We start from the raw sequence: 18,883 nt of genomic DNA, 5'->3' as shown, positions 1-18,883 counted from the left end.
CGCCGCTACTGCTTCAAAATCTCCGGCAAAGGCGTCGGCGGCGCCGTGTTATTGATGGCCGCGTCGATCATCGCCACCACGGAAGCCTGGCTGTATATAGGATTGGCGGCGCCGCCCACGGGCATAGTGGCGAGCCAGGCGTCCAGGTCTTTCGCATCGATGCGTACCAGCGGCACCTCGACGAACTTCGGCACCTGTTTGCCCGCGAGAACCTGCTGAGCCACCCAGAAACCTACCTGGGAGACGCTCGGGGAGGCGGAGACCGAGACAGTCTCGTAGCCATTGGCATCGCGCTCCTGTTTCCACAGGGCAAGTTCGTCCTGACGGTTCCCCATCACGATGATCGGCAAAGGGCGTCCCGCCGCCTTGAACGCCATGGCCGCGCCATAACCGTCGCCCCCCTGAGTCGCGACGGCATCAATGCTGGGCAGCGACGGCAGCGCCAGCGCCACCTCCTTGCGTGCGACGGAAGCCGTCCAGTTTCCGTACACGGTCTTGACGAACTTCAAGCCCGGATAGTCGCTCGCGGCTTTGCGAATGCCGTCGCTGATGTTTTTATCGGTGGCATCGCCGGCAATGCCACGGATCTCTAGCAGCGTTCCGGTCCCCTTGAGGCGCTCGGCGACATAGTCCATTTCCACGCGGCCCATGGCGGACCAATTGTAGTCCACGGTATAGACGCAGCTTTCGGTGACCAGGCTGGCCATGACGACCACCACGATGCCAGCGTTGCAGGCATCGCGGATCACCCCGTTGAGGGCTGTGTCGGACGCGGCCAGGATGACGATCGCGTTGACGCCTTTGACGATCATGTCCTGAATATGGGCCGCCTGTTCCGACGCCGAGTTATTGGCGCTGACCACCGGAGCCTCCCGGATCAAGCCATCCTGTTGCGCCTGGACCGCGATCTCCTGCCAGTTGCGCACCATCACCTTGCGGAAATCGCTGCCCGCGTAGGAGTTGCTGAAGGCAATGCTCTGATTTGCGGTGGGGCCACCGGCGGCAGCTTGGGCTGGATTGGCAGCCACCATCGCCAGCGCGGTCACGCAACCGGCGAAGCGCCAAAAGATGTGGGGGATCGGTTTAGTGTTCATGCTGTTCTCCATCGTGCTTGGGATTGACTAGCAGTAATCCACCTGCACCTGCCGACAGCCTGGATCGACTGGTCAACGACGCGGCCGACAATTGAAACCAGCACATTGCCTGCAATGGCACTGAGCATAGTATCAAAGTGCCCTCTTCGCGCGAAGCCATGAAGGATTTCAGTCAACTGAGCGAACCACATTCGCGGGCTTTGCAGATCAGCAACGGACAACGCGCTCATTTTGCGGTGTGCAGTACCTGTGCTTCTGGCATCGCTGAAGAGTGGTGGTTGAGAATTTTCCACTGCCCGTCAACTTGTTCGTAGACGAAGGTGTAGCGCGCCTGTACTTGACGGGTCTTTGCGTTGGCGTCGGTCAGCGTGAACGTATAGACGCCACTGTCCATGGCGACATTGGCGCCCAGTTGATGGATTTCGCGGTAGTTGATCTGGCCCGCCGGTTTCATCGGCAGGAAGTGATCGAAGTAGTCCTTGATCTCCGCTGGCGTGGTGCGCACCTGATTGGACACCGTCGGCTGCAGCACGGCGTTCGGGGCGTAGAGGTCCACGACGGTTTGCGCATTGCCGGTCTTCAGGGCGCTGTTCCAGCGATCAAACAAACCGGCAATCTCTCGGTCCTTCACGTTGGCCGGGGTTTGGGCTACTCCGCGGTAAACGTACGGGGCGGTCTCTGCTGCTTGTACAAACGAGGCGCCAAGGGCAAAACACAGGGCGATGGCCGGGATTTTCAGTTTCATTGCGATATTCCATGAATGGTTGGTGAGCCCACTTTGCCGACTCGCCAGCCAGCCGACATCGGCCAATCAGAGTCATTTACCTATGCCATTTGGCAGATGGCGCTCAAGCCCGTTAACAAGGTTTAATGACCTCCCCCTGCGCCCGCGGGCCTGTCTCAACGCCGGAATCTAACCATGCAGCGCCCTCCTCACGACCCCGGCAGCGCCCTGGCCATCCGCACTCAATATCGACAATCCGAGAGTCGCGCGGCGCGCCTGCGGCTGTTGGTGGATGCCGGGCAGGAGTTGACCCAACTGGCCCCTGACGCCATGCGCGAGCGCGTGTTGGCGCGGGCGTGCGCCTTCCTCGCGATGGACCATGGGTTGCTGCAGGAATGGGACGCTGAGGGGCGCGTCAGTACCACTGCCCGGCATGGCAGTCGTGATCGACTGAGCAGCCTCGATACGGTCGCCGACTGTGCCATGCGCACGCCATGTTGGCAGGAGCGTCCGGAGGAAACCCTGCCCTGCGTGCTGCGGGTTCCGCTGCGCGGCGGCGACGGCAATGCCTTTGGCGCCCTGGTTCTGGCCAACAGCGTCAGCCTGAGGACGCCAGACAACGAAGACAGCGAATCGCTGCAACTGCTCGCCACCCTGCTGGCCGCGCACCTTGAAAACGATCGATTGCTGATGGCGCTCAAGGCCCGGGATCGGACCCTGTCGGACCTGGTCAATCGACTGTTCCGCGCCCAGGAAGACGAGCGTAAACGCGTGGCCTACGACCTGCACGATGGTCTCGCCCAAACCCTCGCTGGACTGCATCAGCGTTTGCAAGGTTTCGCCGGGAACTGCCCTCCACTGCCGGACGCCCTTGGGGCGAACTTGCAGGCGATTCTGGCGCTGGCCCAGCACTCTGTGGGCGAGAGCCGGCAGCTGATCGGCGGCTTGCGCCCGACGGTTCTCGACGATTTCGGACTGCTGAAGGCCGTCGACAAAGAGGCAGATCGGTTGCGAGACGCCGGGATCAGCGTGCAGTGGCTTGCACGTTGCGAGGCGCGCTTTCCCAGCCAGGTTGAGATCGCGTTGTTCAGGATCGCTCAGGAAGCAGTGAACAACACCCTCAAACATGCCCGGGCGAGCCAGGTACAGCTGACGCTGGAGTTGCACGAAGACCATGCCTTGCTGCGAGTGGCCGATAACGGCAAAGGCTTTGCCCTGGTACAACCGCTCGACACCGATGGCACTCGGCACCTGGGCCTGGCCACCATGCAGGAACGCGCCAGCATGCTGGGTGGAAGCCTCACCTGCACCAGCGCAATCGACGGCGGCACTCAACTGTATGCCCGCGTGCCAACCCACCTGAATGGAACACCTCAATGACCCAAGCCTTCCGTCTGGTGCTGGCCGACGACCATGAAGTCACGCGTACCGGTTTCGTCGCGCTGCTGGCGGGTCATCCACAATTTGAAGTAGTCGGCCAGGCCTGCGATGGTCAGGAAGCGGTGGATCTGTGCGAACAGTTGCTTCCGGACATCGTCATCCTCGATATTCGCATGCCGGGGCTCAATGGTCTGGACGCGGCACGGATTCTTCAGCAACGCCTGCCGGCGCTGAAAGTGGTGATCTTCACCATGGACGACAGTCCCGATCACCTGGAAGCGGCAATGAATGCTGGCGCCATGGGGTATCTACTCAAGGACGCCAGCCGCAGTGAAGTGATCGACGCCTTGCAGCGGGTCGCCGCCGGTGAAGAGGCCCTCAATAGCACGGTCAGCGCCCGCCTGCTGCGGCGCATGACCCAACGCAACACCTGCGGCGCCACACCCGCCGAAAACCTCACGGCTCGGGAACGCCAAGTGCTTGGACTGGTGGCGGCCGGCATGGGTAATCGTGAAATCGGCGAGAAACTGGGCATCACCACCGGCACGGCAAAAACCCACGTCGAACGGGTCATCGGCAAACTCGGGGCTGCGGATCGAACCCAGGCGGCGGTCCGTGGCATTGCCCTGGGCCTGGTGACTCAACCATGAGGGTGTCTAACGCCAGACGCTGGGCCGACCTGCCACTACGGAGCAAGGCCTTGGTGGTGATTTCACTGCCCCTGGTGGTCCTGCTGCTGTCTCTGGTGTTGATTTATATCGCCGAACGCCAGACCGCCCGCGCCGAAGAAGACGTACGCCGAGTATTGTTGGTCCAAGGCGATATCCAGACCGTGCACACCTTGCTCGCCGAAGCCGCCGCCAGTGTGCGCGGTTATCTGCTGACACGGCGGGAAGACTTCCTGCCGGGCTACCTGAACGCCAAGCCCCTGATCGAATCGGCCCTGCGCCGTCTCGACAGCAACGTTCGTGATGAACGGGTGCGTGCACAACTCATCGCCATCACGCCGCTGATCAACACCAGAGTCGATGGTCTGGAGGAACTGCTGAGTGATCGCCAGACAAACCCCGAGACGTTCACCACCATCCTGATCAACAATAAACACGTCCTCGACGAATTACGCGAGCACATCAGCACCATGCTCACCCTGGAAGACACATTACTTGCCGAGCGTACTGCGGCGGCGTCCGCGACTCGCCAGCGGTTGCTGCTTTCAACGCTGCTGGCCGCCCTCTGCGGGTTGTTTGGCGCCATCGTTGCGGTGCTGTTTTTGTCCAAGGGCATCGTCGCCCGGGTGCAGCAAGTCCAAGGCAACGCCCAACGCCTGGCCCTTGGTCAGCCGTTGCTGCCGCAGCCGCCAGAGCAAGATGAGATTGGCCAGTTGGGCACGCGCCTGGTGGAGGCTGGCATTCTGCTGGCCGAGCGCGAGCGAGCGTTGCGCGACAATGAAGAGCGCTTGCGACTGATCATCGACGGCGTGAAGGACTACGGGATCTTCGCCCTCGACACCCAGGGTAATGTCACCAGTTGGAACGCTGGCGCCGAGCGGATCAAGGGCTACACCGAACAGGAAATCATCGGCCAGCACTTTTCCGTGTTTTACCTGACGCAAGAGTGCCCGCAACATCCCGAGATGGCCCTGCGTGAAGCCATGCGCGACGGGCACTACATGGAAGAAGCGTGGCGTTGCCGCAAGGATGGCAGCCGCTTTTGGGCCAGCGTGGTGATCACCGCTCAATACGACAGCAGCGGTGCGTTACGCGGTTTCTCGAAGATCACCCGGGACATTACCGACCGCCGTGCGGCCGAGATTGCCCTGCGCACCGCCCGCGAAGAAGCCGAGCGCGCCAGTCGGGCCAAAAGCGAATTTTTGTCGCGCATGAGCCACGAACTGCGCACACCGCTGAACTCGATTCTGGGCTTTGCGCAACTGTTGGACATGGACTCACTACCAGAACAAAAGACCCAGATTGGCCATATCCTGCGCGCCGGCCAGCACTTGCTGACGCTGATCAACGAAGTGCTGGACATTGCCAAGATCGAAGCCGGACGCCTGCCGCTGAACATCGAATCGGTGCCGTTGGCAATTGCGCTGCAAGAAGCCTTGACACTGGTCTCGCCGATGGCTGCAGAGGCTGGCATCCATCTGGAGTCATTACCGACGCTGGACGCTGACAACGGGATCGTCGCTGATCGACAACGCCTGACCCAGGTGCTCTTGAACCTGCTGTCCAACGCCATCAAGTACAACCGGCCCGAGGGTCAGGTGCGCATAGAGGTCAAGTTTGATCAACAACGGACTGCCGTGTCAGTGTGCGATACCGGCAAGGGCATTGCCGCTGATCGACTGAACCAGCTTTTCAAGCCGTTCGAGCGACTTGAGACGAATCCGAACGTTGAAGGCAGTGGCCTCGGCCTGGCGCTGAGCAAGAGCCTTCTGGAAATGATGAGCGGCAGCCTGACCGTGCAAAGCCAACCTGGCGCTGGTTCAAGATTTACGTTGGAACTGCCTTTTGTGCGCCTGCAGCAACCCGCCGGGCCCGTTGCTGCGCCCATCGACGCCCTGGCGCTGATCCCCGGTGCCAAGGTCCGGGGCAAGCTGTTATGCATCGAAGACAACCTCTCCAGCCTTGCCCTCATCGAAACCTTGCTGCAACAGCGACCCGGAATAAAACTGCTTTCGAGCATGCAAGGGCAATTGGGCCTGGACCTGGCCGCACAACACGCACCGCAACTGATTCTGCTGGACGTTTCCCTGCCGGACATCGAAGGGCTCAATGTCCTGCAGCGCTTGCGCCAGTCCGCGTTCACCCGTACCACGCCGGTGTTGATGATCACCGCAGACGCCAGTGACCTCACAGGCCAGACCTTGCGCAAGGCTGGCGCGACGGCCGTGCTGACCAAACCCATTCACGTTCCTTCGTTCCTCGCCTACCTCGATCAATACTTTCCGGAGCCAATGTGAACACTGACCTGCGTATTTTGATCATTGACGACCAACGCCCCAATCTCGAACTGGTGGAGCAACTGCTGGTGCGCGAGGGACTGACCAACGTCCTGAGCAGCACCCAACCGCTGCGCACCCTGGACCTGTTCAACAGCTTCGAACCGGATCTGGTGATTCTCGACCTGCACATGCCCGAGTTCGACGGATTTGCCGTCCTGGAACAACTCAACCGACGCATCCCGAGTGACGAATACCTGCCGATCCTCGTGCTCACGGCCGACGCCACCCGCGACACCCGCCTGCGGGCGCTGGCGCTGGGCGCCAAGGATTTCATCAGCAAACCGCTGGATGCCCTGGAAACCATGCTGCGGGTGTGGAACCTGCTGGAAACCCGCGCCCTGTACAAGACCCTCAGGACGCTGATACCTGCGGATCAGATTGACTTGTTAAAACGGCGCAGTACTTTTTAGCCTCGCCCTATCTATCGCCCCGTCTCAGGCGTGGAGCGGCGAGTCGCGCCGCCCACTATTTTCCCGTGCGAGCCTGATATCTCTCGAGGGTGGGGCTCCGAAACGTCGGGTATATTCGCGACTGAACTGGGCGACGCTTTCATAGCCGACCCGCAGCGCGGCGGTGTTCACGTCGATCCTGTCGGTCAACATCAGGCTGCGCGCGGCTTGCAGACGTAACGATTTTTGATACTGAACGGGGCTGGTGCCGGTCAGCTTGCGAAAGTTGTGATGCAGAGTAGAGCTGGCCATGCCTGATCGTTCGGCGAGCTCGGCCACGTGCAACGGCTTGTCGTAGTGATGTTTCAACCACTCAATGGCTCTCACGATGCCCTTGTCCCGGTAACCATCGCGAGTGACGCTGCGCAACAAATGCCCCGCTTCACTGAGCAGTAGCCTGACGCATATCTCGCGCTTGATAAGACCCGCCATCAAGCCTGCTTCAAGCGGCCGTTCGATCAGCGTGGCGAGTCGAGCGAACGCATCAAGCATCTCACTCGTCGCCACACCGGATACGAAGCCCCGCGGCTCAGTAGCCAGTTCCTGCTTTGGCGGTTCCAGGCTCAGGATCACCTCATTGAGCATGGAAAAATCGAGCTTCAGCACAGCTGACAAATAAGGGGTTTGCTCGTTAGCTGCGGTCACGCGAGCCAGAGTCGGTATATCGACCGAAGTGACGAAAAACGCCCCTTGCTCGAACTGACAGGCTTCCTCGCCGAACGTGATCTCCTTCGCGCCCTGCAGAATGATGGCCACGCAAGGCTCATAAATGCAGTAAGCGGGCGTACCTAGCTCGGCTAATCGATAAAAGGTCAAGCCTGGAATCGATGTCGTGCAGACCTCGTTCAAACCGATCTGCAGCGTGACTTTTTCGACAAGCCGCCCGAGTGTCTGGAGGCGCTCGTTGGGCTGAGCGGGCTCGCGCAAGCTCAGGGATTGCATATGGCTGAAACCGAACTGCGAGAGGGAAGCGCTCGTCATCACATGCATCCTGTTAACGGAATGTTCGAGTCTGCTGAGAATGTATGAGCGGCACAAGCGTATCGGCAGGATTGTGCACAAAATACGGTGAATTAGGGTCACTTGGCTAAGCCTGGTTGCTCTAATTTGTAGTACGAATACCGGCTTCGATGAGCCCGTGAAACCTCAGTCGCGAAAGGAAAGTGGGATGGACAGACGAAATTTTCTTGCCTATTCGGCGGCGGGTGCTGTTGCAGCTGCCTGGCTGCCAGCATCGAGTGTCGCCAGTTCGGCAGCTGACGCCTCAGCGCCCTCTTCGCTGACAGCGCGCGGGAGCGTGATGCGCACTGAAGGTCGGCTAGTGCGCGCGGACCTGCCCCTCAATTTGCCCTCGCCTACCATGAGATACATGACGCCTCAACGCTTTGGTATGGGCGGGACGCAGATCGGCAATATCTTTGCGCCGATCAGCGACGAGCAAGCGGCTATGGTTCTGCAGGCGGCATGGGGATCAGGTGTAAGGCTTTACGACACGTCGCCGTTCTACGGATTTGGCTTGAGTGAATATCGTCTGGGCCGCTTTCTGCGGGACAAGAATCCAGATGACTATGTGGTCTCCACCAAGGTAGGCCGCGTATTGACTGCCGCTGGGGGCCCGCGCGCGGACCATGACATCTGGAAGTCACCAGCGCCCTTCAACTACCGGTATGACTACAGCGCAGCGGGAACGCGTCGTTCCGTGGAAGACAGCCTGCAGCGACTGGGGCTACCGCGTATCGATATCGTTTTCATTCATGACATCTCGCCAGATAACACCGAACTGGAAGGCGGATGGGAAGCGGCGTATCGAATCGCGCGCACAGGGGCGATGGTTGAGCTTGAAAAGATGCGTAACGAGGGACTCATCAAGGCATGGGGCTTCGGCGTCAATACACCGAATGCTGTGGTTCAGGCGCTGGCCAGTGATGATCCGACTCCCGACATCGTGCTGCTTGCCTGCCAGTATTCCCTCCTTGACCACCACGATGCGCTGCGCAGCACCTTTCCGGCGTTAAGAAAGAAAGGCACCAGCGTCATGGTTGGAACACCACTCAATGATGGATTTCTGGGAGGTCGCAGTCGATATAACTTCAGCCTGGACCTACCTGCCGGTGCAGTAGAAAAGCGCGGCCGAATCATGGCAGTTGCCAGCCGGTATGGCATCGACATCCATACTGCCGCCCTCCAGTTCGCAGCGGCACATCCGCAAGTGTCCGCGATCATTTCGGGGGCGCGTTCGACAGGGCAGATAGTTTCCAATGTACAAGCCATGAAAGTTGGTATTCCGGCAGGGTTCTGGGAGGAGCTCAAAAGTCAGAGTTTGATTGATGCTCAAGCACCGGTTCCTTCCTGAGCAATCTCCACGGCCGTGCTACTTGCTGATGTGAAGCTGTCGTCGCCAGGCTTATTTATCCGATGGTGGGTTTCAAACTTATCTTCCTGTTTGCAGCAACGACGACAGCAGCGTGCCTTATTGGACACTTTCCGGAGCAAGCCTTAACTTTCTTTCATGGCAATCACTTATATTCATAACGTTGAGAATACAAGGACATTATTCTCCAGCAAACAAACTGCGCACGCGTTCAAATAAGAACGCTAGCCTGAGATCGTAATAAATGAAAACACCAAAATCTCTCATGATTGTCGGCGGCCTGCTTGCGCTCTTCAGCAGTGGTCATTTACTGGCGGACCCACTTACGCTCAGCGTTCCGTTGCCTGATCCACTTCCACAGCTAAAGGTTCTGACACTTCTTGTAGGTTTACATTTGCTCGGCATGTGCTTTGGTCTCGGTGGAGCAACGATGCTAGACCTATGGATTTTGCGTTGGATGCGTAAGGGCAGCCTCCCGGCTGAAATCGGACGCATCTTTCACTTCATCAGCGAGGCCGTCACTATCGGACTCTGCCTCCTTTGGCTTTCAGGCCTTGGTTTTCTTGCCCTTTACGCGATGGAGTCGCCGGAAAAATTTGAAAATCCCAAGCTCTGGGCAAAGGTGATTGTGGTGATCGTCCTGACCATCAACGGAATAATCATCCACGCGTTTGTGTTGCCCGAAGCATTACGCGACTTGAGTCGCCCCCTGCTCTTCGGAGTTTCCCGCACAAGAGCTGCCTTATTTCTCGCATCGGGTGCGATTTCGGGTGTGTCTTGGTACACCGCTTTTGCCTTCGGCCTTTTTCGCGAGTTAAACAACAGTGTCACATTAACCCTGTTGGTCATCATGTGGCTTACGCTAATAGTAGCCGCCTCTATCGGAGCAACTCTACTCTGGTTGAACTCTGCGGCGGCGGCAAGAAAACCGCCTTCATCCAGTCCTCCAACTTAACAAACAATGATCATCCTGAATATTAACTACCCGGACGAAACGGCTCATCTCATTTGACGGCCTTAACTGGCCCTTTTTTTCTGATGAAATGATCTTTGTCCCGTCATTGTGAGAGAGGACTTGTCCTCGATGAGTCAGCCCGACCAACCTCAATCTGCCCGACAGCTCTTCATTGCACGGCAATCCTTCGAGGACGAGTCCTCTCCCACCAGAGCAACGCGTTCAGGCCAATGCTACGCGCCATTTTTCTTCAGGCTTTCGGGGCTGCCAGCGCACAGACCATCCATCACCAGATTCATCAACCTGGCGAGACGCGAGCGCCATTCGCTCTGGGAATCCATCTGCCATATTCCGGCGATGGCTAGAAAAAAATCGTCGTTAGTGACCCCGCAACGAATCGTGCCGGCCTTTTCATTCGCCCTTAAAAGTAACTCGGCGGCTGCCTGGATTGGAGCGTATCCCGACTTCACGGGAAACTCGTAAACAGACGCCGCTTGTTGAATCGCAGCAGCGAGCCCTGCCTTGGTCATTGCGTATTCAGCGAGGCAGTCCATCCATTCCCGGAGCGCCTCCTTAGGTGGTTTTGTCGCGAGCAGCTGTTCCGCCAGGGAGGCCACCTGTTGCATCTCGAATTGATAGACCTCGAATACCAGCTTCTCTCGGGTGGCGAAGTGGCGGTAGAACGTGCCCTGTCCTACTCCGGCTTTCTTTGCCAGTGTGCTCAGCGCAATCGCAGGGTCGTTAATCAGCTCGACTACGGCGACCTCCAGTATCCGTTCGCGGTTTTTTCTGGCGTCAGAACGCATCACCAATTCGTCAGGCATGAGCAAAGTTTTCCTTCAACATATTGCTAAGCGGACAGTTGTCCGGTACGGTTTGAAACTGGACACTTGTCCGCTTACGTAGCGTTTCTGGAGTTTACTATGAACAGCACTGGCAATACGATTCTGGTTACTGGCGGCACCTCAGGCATAGGGCTTGGTCTGGCGCTCAGGCTTCACAAGGCGGGCAACACAGTCATCATCGCGGGACGCAGCAAGACGCTGCTCGACAAGATCGCGTCGCAACATCCAGGCCTGGAATCAGTAGTGCTGGACGTCTGCGATCCGCAATCCATTCAGCGCACCAGCGAAGCACTTGCGATCAGCCACCCGACTTTGAACGTTCTCATAAACAACGCCGGCATCATGCACTGGGAGGATCTGACTGCTCCGGAAAACCTGAGCACCGCCGAAGATATCGTGACAACCAACTTACTGGGCACGATTCGCATGGTGTATGCATTTACCCCACAGTTGCTCAAGCAGCCCAGTGCAACGATTGTGAATGTCAGTTCGGCATTGGCATTCGTCCCGCTCCCTGCAACACCGACCTACAGCGCAACCAAAGCGGCCGTTCATTCGTTCACTCAAAGTCTTCGAGTGCAGCTAGAGGCCTCGCCGGTGGAGGTTATCGAGCTTGCGCCACCGGGTGTGCGTACCACGTTGCTTGGGCAGGAAAATGACCAACACGCCATGCCCCTGGAGGAGTTCCTGGACGAAATCTTCGAACTGCTCAAGATCTCGCCAACGCCGCAGGAACTTGTCGTCGAGCGCGCCAAGCCATTACGGTTCGCTGAAGCAAGCGGTTCACATGATGAGGTCTTGAAAATGCTTGCGGGGTACAAACCCCCGGCAGAATGATGTCAACGGTGTGGGTAGGATCTGCTGGCCTGGATCCTAACTCGCCTGTTGCTCAGCGTGCTCGAACGCTAAAGAGATGCCAGGCAATAGCTTGATTATCATTTGTAGGTACGGAGGTTATTGAAATGAAAATCGGAATTATCGGTGCTGGCAACATTGGGGCGACGCTTGCCCGTAAGCTCGCTGCGTGCGGCCATGAAGTCAAACTGGCCAACTCGAAAGGCCCTCAGACTATTCAGAACCTTGCCAGTGAGATCGGCGTACAGGCGGTGACCAAGGAAGGCGCTGTGTCCGGGGTAGACGTGGTGATTCTCTCAATCCCCTTTGCAAACTACCCAGATCTCAAGCAGACCTTGAGTCATGTTCCGGAGAAAACCGTCGTCATTGACACGTCCAATTACTATCCGGGCCGCGACGGGGCAATCAAGGAAGTTGACGACGGTAAGCCTGAGAGCATCTGGGTAAGCGAGCAGATTGGCCGCCCGGTTGTCAAGGCATGGAATGCAGTCCTCGCGGCGACTCTTAATGACCACGGGCAACCAGTCGGGTCTTCCTCACGCATAGCCATACCTGTGGCTGGCGGTGACATCGATGCTGAGGCAATCGCGCAGGATCTTGTAGAGGATACCGGCTTTACCGCGCTTGCCGCTGGAAGCCTCGAACACTCATGGCGTCAGCAACCAGGCACACCGGCCTACTGCACCGAATTGAAATTGCCAGAGTTGAAATCGGCCTTGTGCGCGGCAGACAAGATGAGGGCACCTCAAAATCGGGACGCACTTCTGGGCATATTCATAGCTCCAAACGGTAATTTTACACACGAGGAAATTGTTGCCATGAATCGGGCGATGACAGCCTGACCATCGGCTTGGATAGACGCCCGCCTAAGTACCGGCAACGGCTCTGGAAAACCCAGACCGAGCAATTCCGAGTAACGCGCCGCAAACCTCGCGGCGCTTAGTTTAGAAAGTCAGATCGGCTTGCCGATTTATCCGGACTCTGTGGGAGCGAGGCTCATCCCGGCGCGGATATCCTGCCAGGAACACTCGGTCAAAGCGCCATGGACAACCTCATTCCGTCATAAATCGCAGCGTGGATGTCCCGACTGTTCACCGCGTCGCCAATCCTGAACAACTGAAACCCCACCCCGCCCCGACCCAGCAACTGGGGCTCTATGTCGATAAAGGCTTGATGATCCAATTCTCCACGATTGCGCGACAGCGCCTTGAGTTCGAAATACAAATCGTCCAGCGGCAGGTTACCGTGCTCAACCACTACCTGATCCACCACCCGTTCGCTGGTGATGTCGGCATATCTGTTACGCAAGGTTGCCACCAGCCTGCCGTTTTCGCGACGCACGCCAGTCAGTTGATGACTCAAGGTCTGTTGCACGCCATGTTCGGCAAAGGCCTTCAGATAAGGCGGTGTGTTCAACCCGCCAATGTCCGGACCGAGCATGCGTTCGGACGTGACGATTTCCAGTTCCCGGCAATGATCGAGCATGAACTCCGCAGCCGTTAGTGCCTGATGACCGCCGTTATAGTCAAACACCAGCGCCAACGCAGCGGGCTTGACGTCACCGCCCAAGATATCCCAGGTACTGACGACCAGCTCATTGCCGTACTCGAGAATGTCTGTGTTTGGCAAACCTCCGGTGGCAATAATCACTACATCCGGCGCCGCGGCCAACACTTCTTCCATCCCGGCATAGCAGTTGTAGCGAAACTGCACACCCAGGCGCTCGCATTCGCTGACCCGCCAGTCCACCACACCGATCAACTCACGACGGCGCAATGGCACAGATGCCAAACGGACTTGCCCGCCCGCCCGACTGTTGGCCTCAATCACTGTCACCTGATGTCCGCGCTCGGCAGATACCCGCGCCGCCTCCAGTCCAGCAGGACCGGCTCCGACGATCAGCACGTTACGGACGGGTCCGCCTGACGGGGTAATTTCATGAGGCAACTTGCTCTCTCGCCCAATAGCCGGGTTATGCAGGCAATGAGCTTGGCCCGAGATATAGATCTGGTCCATGCAGTAACTGGCACCCACGCAGGGACGAATCCTGTCTTCCTGGCCTGCCAGGACTTTGGCAATCAAGTACGGGTCGGCAATCTGCGGTCGAGTCAGCCCCACCAGGTCCACCAAGCCCTCGCGCAGGGCATAGCGTGCCGTGGCGACATCGCTGATCCGTGCCGCCTGCATCACCGGCACCGGCACCGCACGCTTCACGGCCCCTGCCAACTCCAGGTGCGGTCCGGCAGGCGTGCCCATTCCGGGAATCACTTTGGCGATGCCGACATCATTGTCGATACGCCCTTTGATGACGCTGATGAAGTCGATGCCGTGATCGACCAAGGTCTGCGCGATGGTCAAGCCCTCCTCGCGGCCTAGCCCGCCGGGCATATCATCTTCGATCACCATGCGAATGCCCACGATGAATTCAGTGCCCACAACCTTGCGGATCGCCCTCAACACCTCCAGCGAGAAATGCATGCGCCCTTCCAGGCTGCCTCCCCACCCGTCGTCACGTTGGTTTGCCGGAAGCCAGAACGAATCCATCAAATGGCCATAGGCTTCCAGTTCGATGCCGTCCAACCCGCCCGCCTTACAGCGCTCGGCGGCATCGGCGTAATTCTGAATGATTCGCGCCAGATCCCAGTCTTCGGCTTTTTTGGTAAAACTGCGGTGGGCCGGTTCGCGCCCGTGGCCAGGCCACACCAGCGGCAGCCAGTCAGCGTGAAAATTACTGCCTCGCCAGCCAAGATGGCTTATCTGGCACATGACCGCACTGCCATGTTGGTGCACGCCGTCGCTGAGCTCACGCAACCAGGGCACAATTTCGTCGCGGTACATTTCAAGGTTGCCGAAGGCAGGTGGACTGTCCGGCGCCACAATGGAGGAGCCTCCGATCATGGTCAGTGCGACACCGCCCTTGGCCTTCTCTTCGTGATAGAGCCGATAGCGCTCCCGTGGCATGCCTTGGTCGGTATACGCCGGTTCATGTGAAGTGCTGATTACTCGATTGCGCAACTGCAGGTGTTTGATGGCGAAGGGTTGCAACAGCGGATCATTGCTGGACATGGCTGTGCTCACACTAAAATCCTTGAAGGAGACAGCCCAAGCCTCACGGCTTGGGCTTGTACACGAAGGCCCTATCAGGCAATCACTGCGTGGCCGCTGTCGCCTGGGGCGCAAACATCGCATCGAAAGTCGGCTTGTTGGCTGCGTAATAGGCTTTTACCGCGGCGTCGGCCGAGCTGTCCTTGGCTTGCAATAGCAGCGCTTCAAGCTGCGGTAACGGCAATTTGTAGTTTTTCAGGAAGGCTGCAACGGCTGGTTCCGCTTCGCGAAAGCCAGGGCGACCGATGACATGCACCTGCTCGGTGCTACCGAAAACGCCTTTGGGGTCATCCAGATAACGCAGCCTCCATTTGGCGAACATCCAATGCGGGTTCCAGCCATTGAGCAGACTCCAACGCCCGCGCTCGGTTTCCCGGGCGAACTGCGCCACCTCAGCCGCGCCGGACGACGACACCAGTTTGTAGCCCGTGATCCCATAGACTTCGATAGCTTTTTCCGACAACGTGGATTGGCCGGTGCCCGGCTCCGGCCCGAGAATCGTGCCGCGCAATTTCTCGCGCACTTCTGGCTTGTTCAGGTCGGCAATGCTACTCAGGGTTTCACGGGGGATGGAATCAGGAATGGTCCAACCTATGCGGCCCTCGTAGAGCACACCGAGATCTTCCAATTTGTCCTGATATTTGTCCCAGTACCCCTTGTGAGTGGTGGGCAGCCATACCATTGGAATGAAATCGATGGCGCCACTCTCCATCGCTTTGAACTGGATTCCAATATCGGCCATCACCAGCTTCACAGGGCGTTGCAATTGTTGTTCGATGGCGTAAGCCGCGAGCTTGGCGCTGATTTCAGCATCGGGCCAGGCCACCCAGCCAATACGGATCGGCTGCGGCTCGCCGGACCAGGCAGTGCCACCCAGCAGACAACCCGCGACTGTCATTACTTTCAGGCCGTGCGTTAGTCCTTTCATCAGTGCGTTCATAGTGACCTCTGACGGTATCGTTTTTGCAAGGTTTGACGAATAGGCCAAGCCCGGAAGGCTTGGTAGGCCTGATCGGTACGCCTCAATCAAGCCAGACGACGTCAAGCCGCTCAAACGATTTAAAGTCAGGTTGCTGGATAACTTTTTGTAATGTGAGTTCCGAGTCATTCCGTAACAGCCGCTGGGGACGCTATTGATGGAAAAACTACGTCGTCGCCTGCCACCGCTGACTGGCCTGGTGATTTTCGAAGCGGCCGCACGCCTGCTGAGCTTCACTTCGGCAGCGCGGGAAATGTGTGTAACCCAGGCCGCAGTGAGCCGGCAGATCAGGGTGTTGGAGGAGTCATTGGGGCAGCCGCTGTTCGTGCGCGGCCATCGCAATATCAGCCTGACCTCGGCAGGCCGCCGACTCTATGCCACCGTGGACCAAAGCCTGGAGCGCATTGCCGACACCGTGCACGATCTGCGCAACGGTGTTTCCGGAGTCATTACCTTCGCGGCAACCATCGGCTTTTCGACGTACTGGCTACGCCCTCGCCTTCAAGCTTTTCAACGAGCGCATCCGGACATTGGCGTGCGCCTGCTGGCAATGGATCGCGATTTTGATCTGGTGGGCGAAAACATCGATATAGGATTCACGACTGGCAGCGAAGGACAGGGCCCCGGGGTCAGGCTGGATCGGCTTTTCGATGAAACGATACTTGCGGTCTGCTCCCCGTCCTACCTGGGAGATCGCCAATTGCATGAGCCACAGCAATTGCTGGAGGAACGCTTGCTTCACCTGGACCGTGAACACTGGCGCTGGATTCGCTGGCCCGTGGTGGATTGGCCTGTCTGGCTGCAACAGATGGGTGTCAGGTTTGCACCTCCTACACCCGCGCTGTCGTTCAATAATTCCGCGCTGTTGTTTCAAGCCGCATTGGAAGGCGAAGGCATCGCGCTGGGATGGGGAGCGATGATTGACGATCTGCTGGAGTCAGGCGCCCTTGTTCGGGTACTGCCCCACGAGTATCGCACCAGCCGAGGTTATTACCTGGCACTGAACCCCACCAGCATCGGTGTTTCGGCTGCCGAGGTGTTTCGTGAATGGCTATTGGCGGACATCGCCTCCCGGTTTGAGGCCTCCAATTGAAAAATGCCTTAATTTCCTATTTTTGCTGCCGATAGCTTTCCAATATCTCATTCGAGTCGAGCAATCATGACGCTACGTAATCTTGGTATCGCCCCGCGGGCCTCACTGTGTTTCGCCCTCATGGCGTTGCTCGTCCTTTTTCTCGGGGTGATGAGCCTGAACAAAATGGCAGATCTGAACAACTCAACACTGTCCATCGCGAATGACGGGTTGACCCCCACCAGGCTTCTGGGCGAGCTGGCGGATACAACAACGCGCTTTCGCACAATGTCGTATCTGATAATGGTCAACCGCAGCCAAGCCGATATTGATAAGGCAGATGCGCGTCTGGAAGTTTTGACTAATAAGGCCAAGCGGATTGTCGATGACTACGCACCTCTGGTCAGCGGAGCTGAAGAAGCTGCCAAGTTTCGCGAGTTCAAGGAGGCGCTGGGTAATTACCTGACGGCTCAGGACAAACTGCGGCAGGCGTCGCAGGCAAAGCGCGAAGCTGAGATAGCGGAGTTGATTCGTGGGGATCTCAAGCGTTATTCAGATCAAATGGCGCCACTGGTGGAGTGGCTTCTGGAAGTTAATCGCAAGGATTCCGAGGCTGCAGTAGCCGAGTCCTCCAGCAACTATGTCGCCGCACGTAACGTCATCATCGCGGTACTTGTATTGACAGCCATCATGACGGCATTACTGGCTGTCATCCTCACGCGCAGTATTGTTCGACCTTTGAACGACGCAGTACGGGCGGCCGAAGACGTGGCGCGAGGGGATCTGACCCAGACGATACATACCCAGGGCCGTGACGAAGTAACGCGCCTGCAGCAAGCGTTGAAAACAATGCAGGCTAATCTTCGCGATACCTTGCAGCAGATTTCCGGCTCGGCGACTCAAGTGGCCTCGGCCGCCGAAGAGCTTAATGCCGTGACCGAGGAAGGCTCACGTGCGCTCGCGCAACAGAATGATGAAATCGAGCAGGCTGCCACAGCTGTCAATGAGATGACCGCCGCAGTTGAAGAAGTTGCCAACAACGCTGTGAGTACATCTACCGCTTCGCAACAATCCAGTGCTTCGGCGATACAGGGCCGTCAGCGAGTCCAGGAAACGGTCAATGCCATCCAGCAGATGAACAACGATGTCGAGGTGACGGCTGAGCAAATTCGCAGCCTGGCTGATCAGACGCGAGACATTGGCAAAGTACTGGATGTCATTCGTGCCATCGCTGAGCAAACCAACCTGTTGGCGCTCAACGCTGCCATTGAAGCTGCCCGAGCGGGTGAGGCCGGGCGAGGCTTTGCCGTCGTTGCCGACGAAGTGCGGGCGCTGGCTCATCGCACCCAGCAATCCACTCAGGAAATTGAGGTGATGGTCAGCGGCATACAGCAAGGCAGTAGCCAGGCGGTGGCTTCGATGCAAAACAGCAGTGTTCGTGCCCAGAGCACGCTCGACGTTGCCCGCAGTGCGGGTGATGCACTGGAAGAAATCACCCGCAGCGTTAGCGAAATCTCCGACCGGAATCTGGTCATAGCCAGCGCTGCCGAAGAGCAAGCCCAAGTGTCCCGGGAAGTTGACCGCAATCTGGTTAACATCCGTGATTTATCAGTGCAATCATCGGCAGGTGCCCATCAGACCAACTCGGCGAGCCATGAGCTTTCGCGCTTGGCGGTTGAGCTGAATCAGATGGTTAGACGCTTCAAAATTTAAGCTGGGTGAGTCGTGAAGGTCGCTGAGCGACCGGCCAGCACGAGTCCCTTTTCGCCGGATTTCAGACGCGAGTGCAGTACGACTTGGGTCTGATATGTCTACGCGGTGTTTTATCATGCTTGATTGCATAGTAAATGTCCGCGAATGCTGCCGGATTTCAGTGGTTCCCACCAGAACGAAAAAAGGACCCGAAGGTCCTTGTTTCAATCACTGACAGAATCCAGTGGAATTCTGTCAGTGCTATGTTTGGAGCGGGAAACGAAACTCGCATCTGGCGTCCGACCCATTGAAATATAAGGGGTTTCTTTTCTTGTCGGAGCAGGAAAAGACTTGA

15 protein-coding genes and 2 pseudogenes are annotated in these 18,883 nt (G+C 57.9%); 11 read left to right on the top strand and 6 right to left on the bottom strand.

The features are described from left to right. Positions 1-5 precede the first annotated feature (5 nt). Together CFII64_RS26550 and CFII64_RS26545 are read right to left on the bottom strand one after the other, a co-directional pair. Positions 6-1,094 (bottom strand): ABC transporter substrate-binding protein, encoded by a 1,089-nt coding sequence (locus CFII64_RS26550; RefSeq protein ID WP_020293962.1) that lies wholly within the window; start codon positions 1,092-1,094, stop codon positions 6-8. Positions 1,095-1,320: 226 nt separating this feature from the next. Continuing rightward, entirely contained in the window at positions 1,321-1,839 is a 519-nt protein-coding gene (locus CFII64_RS26545; protein ID WP_020293961.1) for an SgcJ/EcaC family oxidoreductase, read from the bottom strand. Between the two features lie 174 nt (positions 1,840-2,013). Here CFII64_RS26545 and CFII64_RS26540 point away from each other — a divergent pair, with 174 nt between their 5' ends. From CFII64_RS26540 to CFII64_RS26525, 4 genes are read left to right on the top strand one after another with little or no spacing between them, the layout of a single operon-like run. Further along, positions 2,014-3,198, top strand: a complete 1,185-nt coding sequence (locus CFII64_RS26540; RefSeq protein WP_020293960.1) for a sensor histidine kinase — start codon at positions 2,014-2,016, stop codon at positions 3,196-3,198. Then, the gene (locus tag CFII64_RS26535) at positions 3,195-3,848 is read left to right on the top strand and encodes a response regulator transcription factor (protein WP_020293959.1); all 654 of its coding nucleotides are present in this window, start codon (positions 3,195-3,197) and stop codon (positions 3,846-3,848) included. Before CFII64_RS26540 ends, CFII64_RS26535 begins: the two co-directional genes overlap by 4 nt. Next, positions 3,845-6,163 carry an ATP-binding protein gene (locus tag CFII64_RS26530; protein ID WP_044901709.1) on the top strand — a complete coding sequence of 773 codons (2,319 nt, stop codon included), beginning with the start codon at positions 3,845-3,847 and terminating at the stop codon, positions 6,161-6,163. Before CFII64_RS26535 ends, CFII64_RS26530 begins: the two co-directional genes overlap by 4 nt. Continuing rightward, positions 6,160-6,615: a response regulator gene (locus CFII64_RS26525; RefSeq protein ID WP_020293957.1), complete on the top strand. Its 456-nt coding sequence runs from the start codon at positions 6,160-6,162 to the stop codon at positions 6,613-6,615. The genes CFII64_RS26530 and CFII64_RS26525 overlap by 4 nt, the downstream gene beginning before the upstream one ends. Before the next feature lie 24 nt (positions 6,616-6,639). Here CFII64_RS26525 and CFII64_RS26520 read toward each other — a convergent pair whose 3' ends face one another. Next, on the bottom strand, positions 6,640-7,635 hold the full coding sequence (locus tag CFII64_RS26520) for an AraC family transcriptional regulator (protein WP_020293956.1): 996 nt from the start codon (positions 7,633-7,635) through the stop codon (positions 6,640-6,642). A 388-nt stretch (positions 7,636-8,023) separates the two neighbouring features. On the opposite strand from CFII64_RS26520, the gene CFII64_RS26515 reads away from it, so the two are divergent. Both CFII64_RS26515 and CFII64_RS26510 read left to right on the top strand, forming a co-directional pair. Next, a complete protein-coding gene (locus tag CFII64_RS26515) occupies positions 8,024-9,007 on the top strand; it encodes an aldo/keto reductase (RefSeq protein ID WP_177325457.1) in 984 nt (327 codons plus the stop codon). A 262-nt stretch (positions 9,008-9,269) separates the two neighbouring features. Beyond that, positions 9,270-9,980: a hypothetical protein gene (locus CFII64_RS26510; protein ID WP_177325456.1), complete on the top strand. Its 711-nt coding sequence runs from the start codon at positions 9,270-9,272 to the stop codon at positions 9,978-9,980. A 233-nt stretch (positions 9,981-10,213) separates the two neighbouring features. Here the strand turns inward: CFII64_RS26510 and CFII64_RS26505 are convergent, their stop codons facing one another. Further along, positions 10,214-10,804 (bottom strand): TetR/AcrR family transcriptional regulator, encoded by a 591-nt coding sequence (locus tag CFII64_RS26505; RefSeq protein ID WP_020293953.1) that lies wholly within the window; start codon positions 10,802-10,804, stop codon positions 10,214-10,216. 99 nt (positions 10,805-10,903) lie between these two features. Here CFII64_RS26505 and CFII64_RS26500 point away from each other — a divergent pair, with 99 nt between their 5' ends. Next, positions 10,904-11,662, top strand: a complete 759-nt coding sequence (locus CFII64_RS26500; RefSeq protein WP_020293952.1) for an SDR family oxidoreductase — start codon at positions 10,904-10,906, stop codon at positions 11,660-11,662. 113 nt (positions 11,663-11,775) lie between these two features. Then, a pseudogene (locus CFII64_RS26495) lies at positions 11,776-12,522 on the top strand (NADPH-dependent F420 reductase); the annotation flags it as partial. Between the two features lie 190 nt (positions 12,523-12,712). Here CFII64_RS26495 and CFII64_RS26490 read toward each other — a convergent pair. Continuing rightward, the gene (locus CFII64_RS26490) at positions 12,713-14,746 is read right to left on the bottom strand and encodes an NADH:flavin oxidoreductase (RefSeq protein ID WP_020293950.1); all 2,034 of its coding nucleotides are present in this window, start codon (positions 14,744-14,746) and stop codon (positions 12,713-12,715) included. An 82-nt stretch (positions 14,747-14,828) separates the two neighbouring features. After that, the gene (locus tag CFII64_RS26485; protein ID WP_177325455.1) at positions 14,829-15,773 is read right to left on the bottom strand and encodes a glycine betaine ABC transporter substrate-binding protein; all 945 of its coding nucleotides are present in this window, start codon (positions 15,771-15,773) and stop codon (positions 14,829-14,831) included. Positions 15,774-15,921: 148 nt separating this feature from the next. Here CFII64_RS26485 and CFII64_RS26480 point away from each other — a divergent pair, with 148 nt between their 5' ends. The 3 genes and pseudogenes from CFII64_RS26480 to CFII64_RS30635 all read left to right on the top strand — a co-directional run bounded on the left by CFII64_RS26480 (position 15,922) and on the right by CFII64_RS30635 (position 18,549). Next, positions 15,922-16,857: a LysR substrate-binding domain-containing protein gene (locus CFII64_RS26480; RefSeq protein ID WP_020293948.1), complete on the top strand. Its 936-nt coding sequence runs from the start codon at positions 15,922-15,924 to the stop codon at positions 16,855-16,857. 66 nt (positions 16,858-16,923) lie between these two features. After that, a pseudogene (locus CFII64_RS30640) lies at positions 16,924-17,694 on the top strand (MCP four helix bundle domain-containing protein); the annotation flags it as partial. Further along, entirely contained in the window at positions 17,686-18,549 is an 864-nt protein-coding gene (locus CFII64_RS30635; RefSeq protein ID WP_371106474.1) for a methyl-accepting chemotaxis protein, read from the top strand. The pseudogene CFII64_RS30640 and the gene CFII64_RS30635, both read left to right, overlap by 9 nt. The last annotated feature ends 334 nt before the right edge of the window (positions 18,550-18,883 follow it).

Origin of the sequence: Pseudomonas sp. CFII64 (genome assembly GCF_000416235.1) — a bacterium.
Lineage (GTDB): Bacteria > Pseudomonadota > Gammaproteobacteria > Pseudomonadales > Pseudomonadaceae > Aquipseudomonas.
Note: the sequence above shows the minus strand (reverse complement) of the source record. Positions and strands in the feature narration are given on the sequence as shown.